The sequence below is a fragment of the Hamadaea sp. NPDC051192 genome (assembly GCF_040682475.1).
GTDB lineage: Bacteria > Actinomycetota > Actinomycetes > Mycobacteriales > Micromonosporaceae > Hamadaea > Hamadaea flava.
Genome location: NZ_JBFBAZ010000057.1, coordinates 15,679 through 31,277, shown reverse-complemented (window position 1 = coordinate 31,277; position 15,599 = coordinate 15,679). Strand labels below are relative to the sequence as shown.

Sequence of the window (15,599 nt, the reverse complement as noted above, 5' to 3'; positions counted from 1 at the left end):
CGCGACTTGACGGCGACCCGTTCGTTAACGACGGGGTTCGACCCCGCTCCCACCTCGGCGGGTGTGCTTTCCAAGGACTCAGACGAGAGAGACGACCGTGAGTGTGGCCAAGATCGCACAGATGCTCGCGCCGACGTAACGGATGACACTCAGGCGTACGCGCTTGAGGAGCCAGCGGCCGAGCAGGACGGCGGCTCCGGCGACCGTCGCGAGGGCGACGAACGCGCCGAGCCCGACGGCGACGGCGTGCCCGCCGCGGGCCACCAGCGCGGCCGTGGCCAGCTGCGACAGGTCACCCCACTCGGCGGCGAACAGCACGGTGAAGCTGGCGAGCGCCGCCCGCCAGCCCGTCCGGGGCGAGGTGATCTTCTCCGAGTACTCCGCCTCGGCCTCGGCTTCCTCCGAGTCGGCCTTCCGCGCGCCCCGGAACAGGATCACCGCTCCGATCGCGAACATCAGCGCCGCGAACAGCGTCACCGGCGTCTTCGGCAACCTCGCCAGCAGTGCTCCGGCCCCGGCCGCGACGGCGCACTGCACCGCGAAGGCGGCGCTCACACCGAGCCAGACCGGGAGCGGGCGATAGCGCGTACTGAGGACGAGGGTCGCGACGAACGTCTTGTCCGGCAGCTCGACCGGGACGATCAGGATGAACGCGGTCAGGAAGGCGGTGATCCACTCCACAGCGGGCCGCTCAGAGGATCGCGCCGGGGGCGTACGCCGCCGCCCGCGGGTAGCGCCGAGTGATCTCCTCCACCTGGCCGGCGATCTCCGCCACCTGGGCGCTCGCCGCCCCGACGAAGGCGGCCCGGTCCTTGACGAGGTCGTCGATCTCCGCCCGGGTCAGGCCCAGCCGCGGATCGGCCGCCAGCCGATCGAACAGGTCGTTCACCGCCTGACCCCGCTCCCGCATCGCCAGGGCGACCCCGACGGCGTGCTCCTTGATCGCTTCGTGGGCCACTTCGCGGCCGACGCCCTTGCGTACCGCCGCGACGAGGATCTTGGTGGTGGCGAGGAACGGCAGGAAGCGCTCCAGCTCGCGATCGATGACGGCCGGATACGCCCCGAACTCGTCGAGCACGGTCAGGAAGGTCTCGAACAGCCCGTCCAGCGCGAAGTACGCATCCGGCAGCGCCACCCGGCGGACGACCGAGCAGGAGACGTCGCCCTCGTTCCACTGGTCCCCGGCCAGCTCACCGACCATGGACAGGTAGCCCCGGACGATCACGGCGAGCCCGTTGATCCGCTCGCTGGACCGGGTGTTCATCTTGTGCGGCATCGCCGACGAGCCGACCTGGCCGGGCTTGAAGCCCTCGGTCGCCAGCTCCTGCCCGACCATGAGCCGGATCGTGGTGGCCAGGCTGGACGGTCCGGCCGCCGCCTGGGCCAGCGCCGACAGCACGTCGAAGTCGAGCGAGCGCGGGTAGACCTGGCCGACGCTGGTCAGCACCCGTTCGAAGCCGAGGTGCCGGGCGACGGCCTGCTCCAGCTCGGCCAGCTGGATGGCATCGCCGTCCAGCAGATCCAGCTGGTCGGCGGCGGTGCCGACCGGGCCCTTGATGCCGCGCAACGGGTAGCGGCGCAGCAGATCCTCGACCCGGTCGAACGCGATGAGCAGTTCCTGGGCCGCGCTGGCGAAGCGCTTGCCCAGCGTCGTGGCCTGCGCGGCGACGTTGTGCGACCGGCCGGTCATGACCAGCTCGTCGTAGCGGACCGCGAGCGCGCCGAGCCGGGCCAGCGCGGCCACCATCCGATCCCGGATCAGCCGCAGGGAGTCCCGGATCTGCAGCTGCTCCACGTTCTCGGTCAGGTCGCGCGAGGTCATGCCCTTGTGAATGTGCTCATACCCGGCGAGCGCGCTGAACTCCTCGATGCGGGCCTTCACGTCGTGCCGGGTCACCCGCTCCCGCTCGGCGATCGAGGCCAGGTCCACCTGGTCGAGGACCCCCTCGTACGCCTCGACGACGCCGTCCGGCACCGGGATGCCGAGATCCCGTTGGGCGCGCAGGACGGCCAGCCAGAGGCGGCGTTCCGCCCGGATCTTCTCCTCGGCCGCCCAGATCGCCGTCATCTCGGCGGAGGCGTACCGGGAGGCCAGCACGTTGGGAATCTTCGGAGCGCTCACGCGACCATCCTACGAACCCGGGATCTCGCCCCGACCGGCGATCAGCTGAGTTCCGCCCAGACGCTCTGACCGAGTCCGTCCTTCTCGACTCCCCATCGATCGGACAGCGCCTCGACGATGGTCAGCCCGCGCCCGTCGACCTCCTCTGGACCGGCGATCCGGGGAGCGGGGAGCGCGATGGTCGACCCGCCGTCGGTGACCCGCACCTCGACGGCATTGCCCCCGCCGAACTCGCGGACGCGCCAGGCGACCCGGACGACCCCGCCGGGCAGCGGTCCGGCGTGCCGGACGGCATTGCCGACCAGCTCGGCGACGACGGCCACGACGTCGGAGAGCAGTGCTGGGGGAAGTACGCCCGCCAGCTCGGCAGCGAGCCGATGACGTGCCTGCTGAGCACCCTGCGCGTGATGCGGCACCACCACGCACCAAGCCCGTTCAGCGACGGCCATCGTCACGCTCATGCCTCCCTGGACCCTCACCGGTCCCCTCGCGGCAGTCGTACCTCTGCGACCGTACCTCCCCCGTCCCGTGGACGTAAGGACACCCAACCGTTTTGTCGTTCAATAGTCTTTCGGACGAGGTAGAGACCCAACCCGACACCCGGGCGGCGCGCGGAGCCATGATCTCCACCCTGCCAGTAGCGCTCGAAGGCCATTTCGACCTCCTCCGGGCGAACGCCGATGCCCCGATCGGAGACCCGGAAGTAGACGGTCCGGCCGTCTTGACCGGCGGTCAGCGTGATCGGCTCAGCCGAACCGGAGTACTTGTCGGCGTTCGTCACCAGTTCCGTCAGCACCGTGACGATGTCCGACCGGTTGCCCAGCGCGGCGGACAACGTCGGCGGCAACGCGACCGAGAGCCGCCGACGCAGGTGAGCCGGCAGGTCGGCAGCGGCCCCGCGCAGCGCCTCGGTGAGGTCGAACGCCGCCGGATGCACCTCGAAGACGCCGCCCACGCTGCTCGTCAGGAGGCGGTCGATCAACCGGGCCAGCTCGCCCGAGCGCTGCCCGATGACCCGGATCGCCTCCATCCGCGACCGGGTGTCGAGGGCGTCCCAGTGATCGGTCAGCGTGTCGGCGTATCCCTTGATGACCGTGACCGGCGTCCGCAGCTCGTGGCTCGCCATCGCGACGAACAGGCCGCGCTCGGAGACCTCGCGCCCACCCGGAGCCGCGGCCACCTCGCCGTCGCCGAGAACCGGCAGGCCGACACGGTCGGTATAGAGGTGCGCGGCGACGGAGCCGGCGAGCCGCATGATCAGCGCCTCGTCCTCGGGATCGAGATACGGCTGGCCCGCGCCGAAGACCGCCACCAGGTTGCCGACCACCCGGCCGTCGGCCTCGGCCGAGGCGACCAGCAGCCGCCGGACGCCGAACCCGGCCAGGTGCTGGCGGGCGAGCGCCTGGATGTCGTCCACGTCGTACTCATGCACGCCCGGACCGGAGCGGACCGCCTTGGCGTGATCGGTCATGCCGTCGAAGCGGATCCCGACGAACGGCGCGAGCAGCCCCTGGGCCGCGATGACCCGGCCGTCCGCGACGGTGTACTCCGCCGCCGCCAGACCCTGCGCACCCAGTCCCGCCTGCACCGCCGTGATCAGCTCGCCGATCGCGGGCAGCCCTGGAGCACCGGAGTTGACCTTCTCCAGCATCGCGGTCAGGCCGGCGATCAGCGTACGGGAGCGGGAGTCCACTTCGTAGATCCTGCCGCTCAGGCCCTGGGAGCGCTATACCCCTAGATAGGAGCGCACCTCACCCGGCCGGTCGGTGATGATGGCGTCGACGCCGAGGCTCACCACGAGATCCACGTCCCGCAGCTCGTTCACCGTCCAGACGTAGATGTCGTTGCCCTGCGCCTTCAGGCGGCGTACCAGGTCGGGGCGGCGGCGGACCAGTTCCAGCCCCGGCCCGGCGATCCGCGCCCCGAACGGCAGCCGGCTCGGCTTCAGGCCCGGCGGGATCAGGTCCATCAACTGCACGCGCGGGAGCGCGGGAGCGAGGGCGCGCACTCGGCGTACCGCCAGGGGCGAGAAGGACATCACGGTGACCTGCACCGGCGCGTCCTCCCGGGGGCGGTCGAGGCCGTGCTTGCGCAGCAGCGCGAGCAGGCGCAGTTCGACGGCCTTGCCGTAGCGGTTGGGGTGTTTGGTCTCGACCAGGAGCCGGACCGGGCGGTCCGCGCCCCGCGCCAGCTCGATCAGGTCGTCGAGGGTGAGGATCGGCTCGCCGCCGAAGTCGACGTCGCGCAACTGCGCGAGCGACCGCTGTGACACCGGACCGCGCTGGTCGCTCGTGCGGTCCAGCGTCCGGTCGTGGATCAGGACCAGATGCCCGTCGCGGCTGAGCCGCACGTCGCACTCCAGTCCGTCGGCCCCGTCCGTCAAGGCCTTCTCGTACGCCGACCGGCTGTGTTCCGGGTACGCGGCCGAAGCCCCACGATGTGCGATGACCAAGGGGATCTGTCGCACTAGAGGACCCGGGCCGGCTGACCGTCTTCGCTGACCATCGGGCGGCCGCCGGCGGCCCAGTCGAGCATCCCGCCGTCGAGGTTGACGACGTTGTCGTAGCCCTGCTGCTGGAGGTACGCCACGACCTGGCCGGACCGGCCGCCGGAGCGGCAGACCACCACGACGTCGCCGTCGCGAGGGATCTCCTCCAGCCGGACCGGGACCTCCATCATCGGCAGGTGCACGGCGTCCGGGGCATGCCCGGCCGACCACTCGTCAGGCTCCCGGACGTCGAGCAGGTACGCACCGGCCGGCAGCTGGCCGGCGTCGATCACTGGAATCCGCACGGTCCCAGGCTAGCCGCCTAGAGCGGGTTGACCCACTTCGGATGGGCGGCCGCCCAGGTCTGCAGGTCGGCGGCCCGCAGCGCGACGAACAGGCTCGGCGCCTCGCCGCTGAGGAAGACGTAGGACACGTCGCCGACCATGTCGGGATAGCTCGGCACCTTTATCCCGGTCAGGTCGGCGGGGCCGAGCCGGTGCAGGCCGAACAGCAGGTCGGTCAGCGACCGGCCGCCGGTGTCGACGGTCAGCGTGCTGCCCACCGCCCGGAGGAGCTGGTCGAGCTTCAGCGGGTTGTACGCCAGCCCGCTGTCGCCGGCCCGCTGGAAGATCGCCTTGAGCAGCTGCTGCTGGTGGCGCTGGCGGTCGTAGTCGCCGTCGGGCAGCCCGTACCGCTGCCGGGAGTAGTCGAGGGCGTCCGCGCCGTTCATGCGTACGCACCCGACCTTGAACACCTTGCCGGTGTGGATCGACTGGACCTGGTGGTCGACGCAGAGCTCCACCCCGCCGAGCAGGTCGATCACCCGCTGGAAGCCGGAGAACTCGATGATCGCGGCGCCGTCGAACTTCACGCCGGTCAGCTTGGTCAGCGTCGCCGAGAGCAGCTGGACGCCGCCGTTGCCGCCGCCGCCGTAGGAGAAGGCCGCATTGATCTTGTCGCTGCCGCCCTCGAACCCCGCCTTCCGGTCGGCCGGGATCTCGACCTGCAGATCGCGCGGGATCGAGAGGAGACTGACCTTCGTCAGGTCCGCGTTCACCTGGGCGATGATGATCGTGTCGGAGCGCTGACCGGCATCCGGTGACCAGGATCGCTTGTCCGACCCGATGAGCAGGAAGGTGAGCGGCCCGTGCAGCGGCGCCTGCCGGAACCGCACCCGGGGGTCGGCTCCCGTCTCGTCCGGCCGCGACGCGCTCGACAGCAGGTCGCCTCGGGTGACGCTGGAGTCGTAGCGATGGATCATGAGCCGCACCGCGGCGGCCCCGCCGACACCGAGCAGGAACGTCAGGACGGCAGCGGCGGCGATGATGATCGGCCATCGGCGCAGCAGACGATCGGAGCGGTGCGATGGCACGGTCGGACGTCCAATCTGGGCCCAGACCGCGGGTGCTCCCCGCCTCCGACCTGGGCTCTCGCAGTCAGATTAAGGCGAGAGCCCGCCACCCAGCCGGCGAATTGCGTAACTTTTCCGGCTAGATGCCGTTATTGCCCGGTTTTATCGGGGATGAGGTATTCGGGGTTGTCGGTGATGAAGTCCCCGAGCCGGTCGTCCGACGCCGCCTTGAACATGTCCTTCGTGCCCTGGGTGATGCCCTCGCCGCTGCCGAAGTCGGACTTGGCGTAGGTGCCGGCGTTCGTCTTGAGCGCGATGAGGTCGGACCCGGCGAGCGACTTGAGGGTGAAGATGAAGTCGTCGAGCGGTACGCCGTTGGTGTCCATCTTCAGCGAGGCGCCCGCCGCCTTGATCAGCTCACTCAGCTTGAGCGGGTTGGTGATGACACCGGCGCTGGTGGCCTTCTTCGCCATCGACTTCAGCAGCTGCTGCTGGTGCTTCTGGCGGTCGTAGTCGCTGTTCGCCAGGCCGTAGCGCTGCCGGGAGAAGTCCAGCGCCTCCCAGGCGGCCATGTTGCGGCACCCCGCCTTGTGGATCCAGCTGTTCGAGAGCTTGTGGTCGCCGTTGTAGCTGTAGTACTGCGGCTCGCCCTTCTTGTTCTTGATGTAGTGGCTGGACCAGGTGTCCCTCTCCACGCACATGTAGACGCCGCCCATCGCCTGGATGACGTTCTTGAAGCCGTTGAAGTCGATCACCACGACGCCGTCGAACTTCAGGCCGGTGAGCTGCTCGACGGTCTTCTTCATCAGACCGGCGCCGCCCTGCCAGCCCTGGCCGTGCTGCGAGCCGAAGTAGTACGCGGCGTTGATCTTGTCGTGTGCGGTGCCGTTGTAGTTGGCCTTCTTCCAGCTCGGAATGGCCACCTCGGCGTCACGCGGGATCGAGATCAGGTACGCCTGATCGTGCGTCGCGGGGATGTGCAGGATGATGATCGTGTCGGCGCGAGAGGTGTTCGCGGCCCAGCCGTCGCGGGTGTCGAGACCGAGCATCAGGATGTCGATCGGGCCCTTCAGCGCCGTCCGCGCGTCCTGCTTCTCGACCTTCGCCCCGTCCTCGGACACCGTGCCGGTCTCGATCGAGCTGGTCAGGTCACCCATCAGGGACTTCGCCACGGCGACGCCGCCGAAGCCGACCAGGGTGACGACCGCGCCCAGCACCAGGACCAGCTTGGTCCAGAGCGGGCTGTGGACCTTTTTCTTCTTCTTCGGCTTCAGGTTGTGACCGCCGGACCGGCCGGACCGCTCGCCGCGCGAGTCTTGGTCGGGGGAGCCGTAGCCATAGGGGTCGTCGTCGGGATAACCACTCCCCGCCGACGAGCGCCGGCTGCTGGTCTTCGACGGCATGCGACTCCCCTAGCTTCGGTTGTTCTCGTGGCCGGGCCCCGAGGCCACTGGCCGATCACCATAGACAAGCTGTATTACGGTTCGCCACCCCATGAGGATCGATATGGGGAGGCTTACGGCAGTTGCCCAAAAAGTCGCGCCGTTCGGCCGAGTCCGCCTTGATGCCCGCTGAACACTTTCAGGAAGCCGACGGGGAACTCGTCGCATTCGCCTTCACGTACGCGTCGAGCTTGTCCTTGGCCATCGCGTCGTAGAGGGCGAGCGCCTTCGCCTTGTCGGAGACCACGACGCTCTCGCCGTCACGCATCGCGCTGCCCAGGTTCGGGCTGGTGAGGAAGGTCAGCTTGTCGCTGCTCATGCTGCGGAACTGCAGCACCATGTCGGTCAACGCGAAGTCCTTGTCCACCGTCACGGCCTTGGTCAGCGTCTGGAGGAAGGCGTTCAGCTTCCCGGGGTTGGCCATCACGCCGGCGCTGGTCGCCTTGTCCAGCATCGCCTTCAGCAGCGCCTGCTGGTGGCGCATGCGGGCGAAGTCGCCGTCCGGGAACTGCTTGCGCTGCCGCACGTAGTCCAGCGCCTCGGCTCCGTTGAAGTGCCGGTCGCCTTTCTCGAACGTCCGGAACGGCTTGTGGATCGACTTGATCGTCCGGTCGACCTTCATGTCGACGCCGCCGAGCGCGTCCACGACCTCCTTGAGGCCGCCGAAGTCGATCGAGACCACGTGGTCGATGCGCACTCCGGAGTAGTTCTCCACCGTCTGAACGGCCATCGGCAGTCCACCCCAGGCGAACGAGGCGTTGATCTTCGCGTACGTGTCGCCGTATTGCGCGCCGGGCGTCTTCGGGATGTAGACGTAGAGGTCACGCGGGATGGACACGAGGTACGCGTGCTGGTGGTCGGCCGAGACGTGGACGATCACGATCGTGTCGGCCCGCCAGGAACTGGCCTGCGACATGTCGGTGTCCGGGTCCCGGGAGTCGCTGCCCACGAGCAGGATGTTCATCGCGCCGTCGACCGTCTTCAGCGGACGGTCGCCGACGATCGAGGAGAACGGGTCGGTCTTCTGCAGCTTGCTGTTGAGGTTGACCCCGTAGAGCCACACGCCGCCGCCGATCAGCAGGGCGAGGACGAGCCCGAGACCGCCCAGGACCAGGGCGATCCGGCCCCAGCGCGGCTGGACCTTGCGCTTCGGCTGGCCGTAGGTCCCGCCGCCGCCACCGGCCGGGGGACGGGCGGACCCGCCGGCGCCGCTGCCGCGGCCCTCGCCCGGCCGGCTCGATCCGGACCGGTAGGAGCCGCGCGAGGAGCCCGGCCGGCCTCCGGACACGCTCGCCCGGCCGCTCGTGCGGCCACCGTCGCGGGAACGCTCGGGCGGGGTGGCCCCGTCACCGTCGTCGCCGTTCGGCTTGCGAGGGCGGCCGTAGACACCGCCGGAAGAGTTCGCCATGCCCCCAGGGTACGTACGCGTGCGACACCCAGGCCGGTAGCGACGCGACCTCGGCACACCTTCTCACCTCGCCGACCAGCGAAAAGCCGGGCGGCGGAGAGGATCTCCACCACCCGGCTTGACAGCTATCCGACGGTGCCCAGCCTGCGGCGGCTCCGGCTACGAACACTCCGGAAGGGCGCCGACGGACGAACTGCCGGCTCTCAGTGCGCGCCCGCGCCGGTCAGCGACCGGACCTCCAGCTCGGCGTACCGGGCGTCGTCGGCCTTCTCACTGGACAGCATCGTCGCGAGCCAGCCGAAGAAGAACCCGAGGGGGATCGAGATGATGCCGGGGTTCTGCAACGGGAACCAGGCGAAGTCGGCGTCCGGGAACCAGGACGTCGGCAGGCTGGAGACGACCGGGGAGAAGACGACGAGCAGTACCGCCGACCCCAGGCCGCCGTAGATCGCGGCGGTCGCCCCGACGGTGTTGAACCTCTTCCAGAACAGGCTGTAGAGGATCGCCGGCAGGTTGCCCGACGCCGCCACCGCGAAGGCCAGCGCGACGAGGAACGCCACGTTGAGCTTCTGCGCGAAGATCGCCAGGACGATCGAGATCGCCCCGATCACGAACGCCGACCCCCGGGCGACGTTGATCTCCTGCCGCTCGGACGCCTCCCCCTTGCGGAGGACGTTGGCGTAGAAGTCGTGGGCCACCGACGAGGAGGAGGCCAGCGTCAGGCCCGCCACCACCGCGAGGATGGTCGCGAACGCCACCGCCGCGATGATCGCGAGCAACGAGGCCCCGCCGACGTCCCCACCCAGGAACCGCTTGCCCAGGGCTTGCGCGAGCTGAGGCGCGGCCGTGTTGCCGCCCGGGTCCTGCGCGACGATGTCCTTGCTGCCCACGAGCGCCGCGGCGCCGAAGCCGAGAGCCAGGGTGAGCAGGTAGAACGAGCCGATGATGCCGATCGCCCAGAGAACGCTCCGGCGCGCCGCCTTCGCGGTGGGCACGGTGTAGAAGCGGATCAGGATGTGCGGTAGACCCGCGGTGCCCAGCACCAGCGCGAGTCCGAGCGACAACAGATCCATCTTGTTGTAGAAGGTCTGTGTCGGATCACCCGCGACCTCCTTGCCGTACTTCAGACCCGGCTCCAGGAACGCCGCGCCCTTGCCGGACTTCTCGGCCGCCGCGCCCAGCAGGTCCGAGAGATTGAACTTGTACGCCGCGAGCACGAGGATCGTCATGAGGATGGCGCCGCCCATGAGCAGGAACGCCTTGACGATCTGCACGTAGGTCGTGCCCTTCATGCCGCCGACCACCACGTAGACGATCATGAGCGCGCCGACGAGGAGGATGGTCGCGACCTTGGCGGTCTCCGCCGACATGCCGAGGAAGGTCTGCCCGGACTTGATGCCCAGCAGCAGCGCGACGAGCGAACCCGCGCCGACCATCTGGGCGATCAGGTAGAAGACGGAGACGGTCACGGTCGAGACGGCCGCCGCCGACCGCACCGGACGCTGGCGCATCCGGAAGGCGAGCACGTCCGCCATCGTGTACCGGCCCGCGTTCCGCAAGAACTCCGCGACCAGCAGCAACGCCACCAACCAGGCGACGAGGAAGCCGATGGAATAGAGGAATCCGTCGTAGCCGCTGAGGGCGATGATGCCGGCGATGCCGAGGAAGGAGGCGGCGGACATGTAGTCGCCGCCGATCGCCATGCCGTTCTGGAACGCCGAGAACGACCGGCCGCCCGCGTAGAAGTCGGTGGCGGTGCGGTTCTGCCGGCTCGCCCAGATCGTGATCGCGAGGGTCACCGCGACCAGGACTACGAACAGGACGATCGTGAGGGTACGCGCGTTCGTCACTTCGTCTCCCCCTGGATCTCGGCCTCGACCTGGGTCTTGATGGCCTCGGCGGTGCCGTCCAGCTTGCGGTCGGCGAAGCGCGCGTACAGCCAGGCGATCACGAAGGTGGAGAGGAACTGCAGCAGACCGAAGACGAGCGCGACGTTGATGTTGCCGAACAACACCGTGCCCATGAAGTCACGCGCGTACGCCGAGAGCAGCACGTACAGCGCGTACCAGAGGAAGAAGGCCGCCGTCATCGGGAAGATGAACCGGCGCAGCGTACGCCGCAGCCCGCTGAACTCGGGCGTCTGCTGGGCGCGCTCGTAGGGACTCTCATCGAGATGAGGTGGAGCCGTGGTCATTGCGATCACCGCCTGGGGGAGTGTGTTTGGCGGACCTTAGGGCGGCCCTTCCCCACGACGGAACGACGAATCTGGCATCGACCGGCGGTTGCGCCGAGCGGTCGCCCGGCTGCGCCGAGTGACCTGCACCACACCGTTCACCGCAGCTCGCGGTACCGCCCTCGATGATGAAGCAGCGGGTCGGCGGCGGTGCCCAACCGAACCTCGTCGATGGTCGCCGCGACGAGCAACCCCCAGCCGAACGGCCGCGCCTCGCCGACGGAGCACCCGGCGCTGGTCCGATCCGCACCCGGCACCGGGCCGTGCTCGCTCTGCACCCACCAGTCGTCCCGGAACAACCCGCCCGGCGCGGGCATCAGCCCGGCGAACCGGTCGGCGAGCTGACGGTCACCCGGCCCGAGCAGGGTCAGCACGAACCGGCCGGTGTCCTCGGCCGCCGACCAGAACTCCGACTCGTCGTCGACCAGCCCCAGTACGTGGCCGGGATCGCCGTCCGCGACGACAGCCGACGACACGGTGAGCCCCGCCCGGCCCCGGCCCTCGCCGGCCGTCCACAGGGTCACCGTCGACGCCATCCGGCCGCGCAGTCGGCGTACCGGGGAGCGCAGCGCGTCGGGGGTGGCGAACGGGTCCTCCGAGTGGATGGTCACCCGCCCATCTTCCCGCGCCGCACCCTCCCGCCGTGCCGCACCTCACCGCGTCGCTCGCTCCGCTCCCCGCCTCCCGCCGCCCCGCACCCCACCCTCCCGCCGCGTTGATCATGGAGTTAACTGCGGTCTCGACGGCGTGTCGGCACCGGAAACTCCATGATCAACGCGGCGGACTCGGCCACGGCGTTGGGCGTACAAGTGCTATTTCGTGGCGGTGATGGTGCCCGCGGTGATGGTGCCGTCCGACCCGGTCTGACCCTGGACCGTGACCGAGGCGCCGGCCTTGAGGTCCTTGACCGTGATCGTCGAGGACGACTGCACCTTGGTGCTGTCGCTGACCTTGACGGTGACCACCGTGCCGTCGGTCAGCTCGACGTAGACCGTGTTGCCGTCGATCAGCTTGATCTTGCCGGTGGTGGCGTTGCGGGTGGAGTTGCCCGTGCCCTGCTGACCGGTGCCGGCGCCCTGCTGGCCGAAGTTGCCGCCACCCGGGAAGCCGTAGCCGCCGCCGGGGAACCCGTACGCGCCCCGGTTGTTTCCGCCGCCCGGCGTGTTCGCGGTCGCCTCGGTGCCGCCGCCGACCTGAAGGCCGCCGATGAATCCGGCGACGACCAGGACCGCTCCCCCAAGGATGAGGGTGCTGCGGGTGAGCCAGGGCTTGCGCTCGGCCTTGGCCAGGCCGACGGCGAGGTCGTCGATCGGCGCGCTGGGGTCGTCGATCCCGGTCGCCTGGTCGCTGTGCTTGCTCATTAGCGCTTTCTCCTATTGATCCCGCGGCGCTTACTCGTACCGCAGCGCGTCGATGGGTCGCAGACCGGCCGCCCGGCTGGCGGGGTAGCTGCCGAAGAACAGTCCGATCGCGACGGACACGCCCAGGGCCAGGAAGACCGAGCTGGGCACGATCACCGGGGTGATGCCGGTGATCTGGAAGTTCGCCCCGATGTACGCGCCCGCGACGCCGAGCAGGCCGCCGACCAGGGAGAGCATCGTGGCCTCCAGGAGGAACTGGGTGAGGATGACCCGCCGCGGCGCGCCGAGCGCCTTGCGGATGCCGATCTCCCGGGTCCGCTCGGTGACCGTGACCATCATGATGTTGGTGATGCCGATGCCGCCGACCAGCAGCGAGATCCCGGCGACCGCGCCGAGCAGGGTCGTGAAGGTCTCCGCCGTCGCCGTACGCGTCTCCAGCAGCTGCGAGGCCGACCGGATCTGGTAGGGCGTGTTGGACGTGCTCGTGACGTGCATCTTCGTGTTGAGGATGGCGGTCGCCTCGGCCTGGGCCGCGCTCACCGCGTCGGCGTCGGCCGCCTCGATGAGGATCGAGTTGATCGCGCCGTAGCCGGTGAGCGCCTTGCGGACGGAGTTGATCGGGGCGATCGCGGTGTCGTCCGGGTCGTTGAACCCGCTCGACCCCTTCTCCTCCAGTACGCCGATCACGGTGAAGATCTGGCCGCCGACGCTGACCTGCTTGCCGAGCGGATCCTCCGTGCCGAACAGCTCCTCGGCGGTCGTCGACCCGATGACCAGTACGCGGTTCGCGTCGGTCATGTCGTCCTCGGTGAACCACTCGCCCTTGTCGACTTTGGAGTTGTTCGCCTCCAGGTAGTCGCGGCTGGTGCCGACCACGCTGGTGCTGTGGTCGGTGTCGCCGAAGGTCAGCGTCTGCGACGTGCTCACCACCGGGGACACGCTCTTGATGTCGGGCGCGGCGTTCTTGTCCTGCAACGCCTCCACGATCGACATCGTCAGATCGGTGCTGTAGGTGGAGCTGCGTACCGCTCGCCCGCTGCTGACCGTCAGCGTGTTGGTGCCGAGGCTCTGCAGGCTCTCCTCGACCGCGACCTTCGAGCCGTTGCCGACCGCGACCAGCAGGATCACCGCGCCGACACCGATCAGGATGCCCAGCATCGTCAGGCCGGAGCGCAGCTTGTTCGCCCCGATGCCGCGCAGGGCGAATTTGAAGATCTCCATCAGGCCCATGGGGCTGCCTCCTGCACCGCGCGTTGCCGCACGTCGCTGATGATCTCGCCGTCCTTCAACCGGATCACCCGGCGGGCGTGGTGCGCGACCTCGTCCTCGTGCGTGATCAGCACGATCGTGCGGCCCTCGCGGTTGATCTCGTCCAGGACGCCCAGGACGTCCGTCGTCGACTTGCTGTCCAGGTTGCCCGTCGGCTCGTCGGCCAGCAGCAACGCGGGCTGGCTCACCAGCGCGCGGGCCACGGCCACGCGCTGCTGCTGACCACCCGACAACTGGTTCGGGTCATGATCCGCGCGATTGCCCAGTCCGACCATCTCCAGCGCCGCCAACGCACGGGTACGCCGTTGGGCCGGCTTGACCCCGGCGTACGCGAGCGGCAGTTCCACATTGGCCAAGGCGCTCGTCCGGGGGATGAGGTTGAACGCCTGGAACACGAAGCCGATCCGCCGGTTGCGGACGAGGGCGAGCTGCTGATCGTTGAGCCGGCTGACGTCCACGCCGTCGAGGTGATAGGTCCCCGACGTCGGGATGTCCAGGCAGCCGAGGATGTGCATCAGGGTCGACTTGCCGGAACCGGACGACCCCATGATGGCCACGTAGTCGCCGCGCTCGATGGTCAGGGATACTCCGGCCAGCGCGTGCACCGTCGCCTCGCCTTCGCCGTACGTCTTGATCAGGTCGCGTACCTCGATGACGGGCTTGCCGAGCGGCACATTCCGCAGCGCGTCGAGTACCTGGGTCTGGTCGGCGTCGCTCATCGGAAGCCACCGCCGCCGCCGGCCGCGCCGCCGGGGATCTGGCCGCCGCCGCCGAACTGGCCGCCGCCGGGCATCTGGTTGTTGGTGGTGGAGTTCGTGGTGACGGTCGCGATGACGACCTTCTCGCCCGCCGTCAGGCCCGACTTGATCTCGGTGTAGGAGTCGCCCTCGACGCCGACGGTGACCGTCCGGGTCTCCTGGGCGCCGTTGTCCTTCACCACGGTCACCGTCTTGAGGTTGCCGGCCGACTTGACCGCCGCGGCGGGCACGTAGAGCACGTTCTCGACCTTGCTCACGACGACGCTGATCGACACCGACTGACCGAGCTTGGCTCCGGTCGGCACCGTGTTCAGGCTGATCACGATCGGGTAGGAGGTGACGCCGCCGCTCGTCGTGGAGGTCGGCGAGATCGTGGTGACCAGGCCCTCGGCCGTCGTGTTGGCCAGCGCGTTCCAGGTGACCTGCGCGCTCTGCTTCAGCTTGAGCCGAGTCGCGTCGGACTCCGGCACGCTGGCCGAGACCTGCAGCTTGTCCATGTCGGAGAGCACGATGAAGGCGCTGGAGCCGCTGCTCGACGAGGTCGAGTTGCCGCCGCTGCCGCCCGAGCTGCTCGACGAGCCGGCGGAGGAGCCGCCCACGGTGCCGTTCATCGCCGTGACCGTGCCGGCCATGCCCGCCTTCAAGGTGGTGCCGTCCTGGGCCCGCTTGGCGCTGTCGTACGCGTTCTGCGCGCTGGTCACCGACCGCTGCGCCTGCTCGACCTGATCCGAGTCGTCGTCGAACTCGTCTTTCGCGTCCGCCAGCGCCGACTTGGCGTCGGTGAGGTTCGCCTTGGCCGTGGCGAGGCTCGCCGCCGTCTCGGTGCTGTCGACCGTCGCGAGCACCTGGCCCTTGGTCACCTTGTCGCCGACGGCGACCTTGATCGAGGTGACCGTCCCGGAGGTCACGAAGTTGTGGTTCATGGTGGTCGCGCTGGCCACCGTGCCGCTAGCCGTGACGGACGCCGTGACCGTGCCCTGCGCGACGGTGCCGGTACGCGCGGTCGACGTGCCTGTCGAGCCTCCACCGTCCCCGTTGAGCAGCGTGTACGCCCACGCGCCACCACCGACCAGCAACGCGCTGAGCACGCTGTTGACCAGGAAAGTACGCCGTCGCCAGAATCGCATGGCGGCATGCTCGCGGGTCGCGCTCGATGGTGACTCGGCC

General features: G+C 69.3%; 16 protein-coding genes. All 16 read right to left on the bottom strand.

Features of this window, described 5'->3' with window-relative positions; all coding sequences use genetic code 11:
- Positions 1-78: 78 nt before the first annotated feature.
- The 16 genes from AB0M47_RS23500 to AB0M47_RS23425 all read right to left on the bottom strand — a co-directional run bounded on the left by AB0M47_RS23500 (position 79) and on the right by AB0M47_RS23425 (position 15,559).
- A complete protein-coding gene (locus AB0M47_RS23500; protein ID WP_363417461.1) occupies positions 79-681 on the bottom strand; it encodes a TMEM165/GDT1 family protein in 603 nt (200 codons plus the stop codon).
- 10 nt (positions 682-691) lie between these two features.
- Positions 692-2,122, bottom strand: a complete 1,431-nt coding sequence (purB, locus tag AB0M47_RS23495) for an adenylosuccinate lyase (protein ID WP_363417458.1) — start codon at positions 2,120-2,122, stop codon at positions 692-694.
- 41 nt (positions 2,123-2,163) lie between these two features.
- Complete coding sequence (locus AB0M47_RS23490) at positions 2,164-2,583, bottom strand: ATP-binding protein (protein WP_253758920.1); 420 nt, start codon at positions 2,581-2,583, stop codon at positions 2,164-2,166.
- Between the two features lie 14 nt (positions 2,584-2,597).
- Positions 2,598-3,773, bottom strand: coding sequence for a HAMP domain-containing sensor histidine kinase (locus tag AB0M47_RS23485; RefSeq protein ID WP_363417522.1), 1,176 nt, complete (start codon positions 3,771-3,773; stop codon positions 2,598-2,600).
- Between the two features lie 75 nt (positions 3,774-3,848).
- On the bottom strand, positions 3,849-4,589 hold the full coding sequence (locus tag AB0M47_RS23480) for a glycerophosphodiester phosphodiesterase family protein (protein WP_363417455.1): 741 nt from the start codon (positions 4,587-4,589) through the stop codon (positions 3,849-3,851).
- The gene (locus tag AB0M47_RS23475) at positions 4,589-4,915 is read right to left on the bottom strand and encodes a rhodanese-like domain-containing protein (RefSeq protein WP_363417452.1); all 327 of its coding nucleotides are present in this window, start codon (positions 4,913-4,915) and stop codon (positions 4,589-4,591) included. Before AB0M47_RS23475 ends, AB0M47_RS23480 begins: the two co-directional genes overlap by 1 nt.
- A gap of 17 nt (positions 4,916-4,932) precedes the next feature.
- A complete protein-coding gene (locus tag AB0M47_RS23470) occupies positions 4,933-5,871 on the bottom strand; it encodes an LCP family protein (protein WP_363417519.1) in 939 nt (312 codons plus the stop codon).
- Positions 5,872-6,110: 239 nt separating this feature from the next.
- Positions 6,111-7,364, bottom strand: a complete 1,254-nt coding sequence (locus AB0M47_RS23465; RefSeq protein WP_363417449.1) for an LCP family protein — start codon at positions 7,362-7,364, stop codon at positions 6,111-6,113.
- 178 nt (positions 7,365-7,542) lie between these two features.
- Positions 7,543-8,811 carry an LCP family protein gene (locus AB0M47_RS23460; protein WP_363417447.1) on the bottom strand — a complete coding sequence of 423 codons (1,269 nt, stop codon included), beginning with the start codon at positions 8,809-8,811 and terminating at the stop codon, positions 7,543-7,545.
- A gap of 203 nt (positions 8,812-9,014) precedes the next feature.
- Positions 9,015-10,661, bottom strand: coding sequence for a cation acetate symporter (locus AB0M47_RS23455; RefSeq protein ID WP_363417444.1), 1,647 nt, complete (start codon positions 10,659-10,661; stop codon positions 9,015-9,017).
- Entirely contained in the window at positions 10,658-11,005 is a 348-nt protein-coding gene (locus AB0M47_RS23450) for a DUF485 domain-containing protein (protein WP_363417441.1), read from the bottom strand. The genes AB0M47_RS23455 and AB0M47_RS23450 overlap by 4 nt, the downstream gene beginning before the upstream one ends.
- Before the next feature lie 137 nt (positions 11,006-11,142).
- Positions 11,143-11,655 (bottom strand): flavin reductase family protein, encoded by a 513-nt coding sequence (locus AB0M47_RS23445; RefSeq protein WP_363417438.1) that lies wholly within the window; start codon positions 11,653-11,655, stop codon positions 11,143-11,145.
- A 201-nt stretch (positions 11,656-11,856) separates the two neighbouring features.
- Positions 11,857-12,405, bottom strand: coding sequence for a hypothetical protein (locus tag AB0M47_RS23440; protein WP_253758936.1), 549 nt, complete (start codon positions 12,403-12,405; stop codon positions 11,857-11,859).
- 30 nt (positions 12,406-12,435) lie between these two features.
- Complete coding sequence (locus tag AB0M47_RS23435) at positions 12,436-13,635, bottom strand: ABC transporter permease (RefSeq protein WP_363417435.1); 1,200 nt, start codon at positions 13,633-13,635, stop codon at positions 12,436-12,438.
- The gene (locus AB0M47_RS23430) at positions 13,626-14,393 is read right to left on the bottom strand and encodes an ABC transporter ATP-binding protein (protein ID WP_363417432.1); all 768 of its coding nucleotides are present in this window, start codon (positions 14,391-14,393) and stop codon (positions 13,626-13,628) included. Before AB0M47_RS23430 ends, AB0M47_RS23435 begins: the two co-directional genes overlap by 10 nt.
- Positions 14,390-15,559, bottom strand: coding sequence for a biotin/lipoyl-binding protein (locus AB0M47_RS23425; RefSeq protein ID WP_363417429.1), 1,170 nt, complete (start codon positions 15,557-15,559; stop codon positions 14,390-14,392). Before AB0M47_RS23425 ends, AB0M47_RS23430 begins: the two co-directional genes overlap by 4 nt.
- Positions 15,560-15,599: the final 40 nt, after the last annotated feature.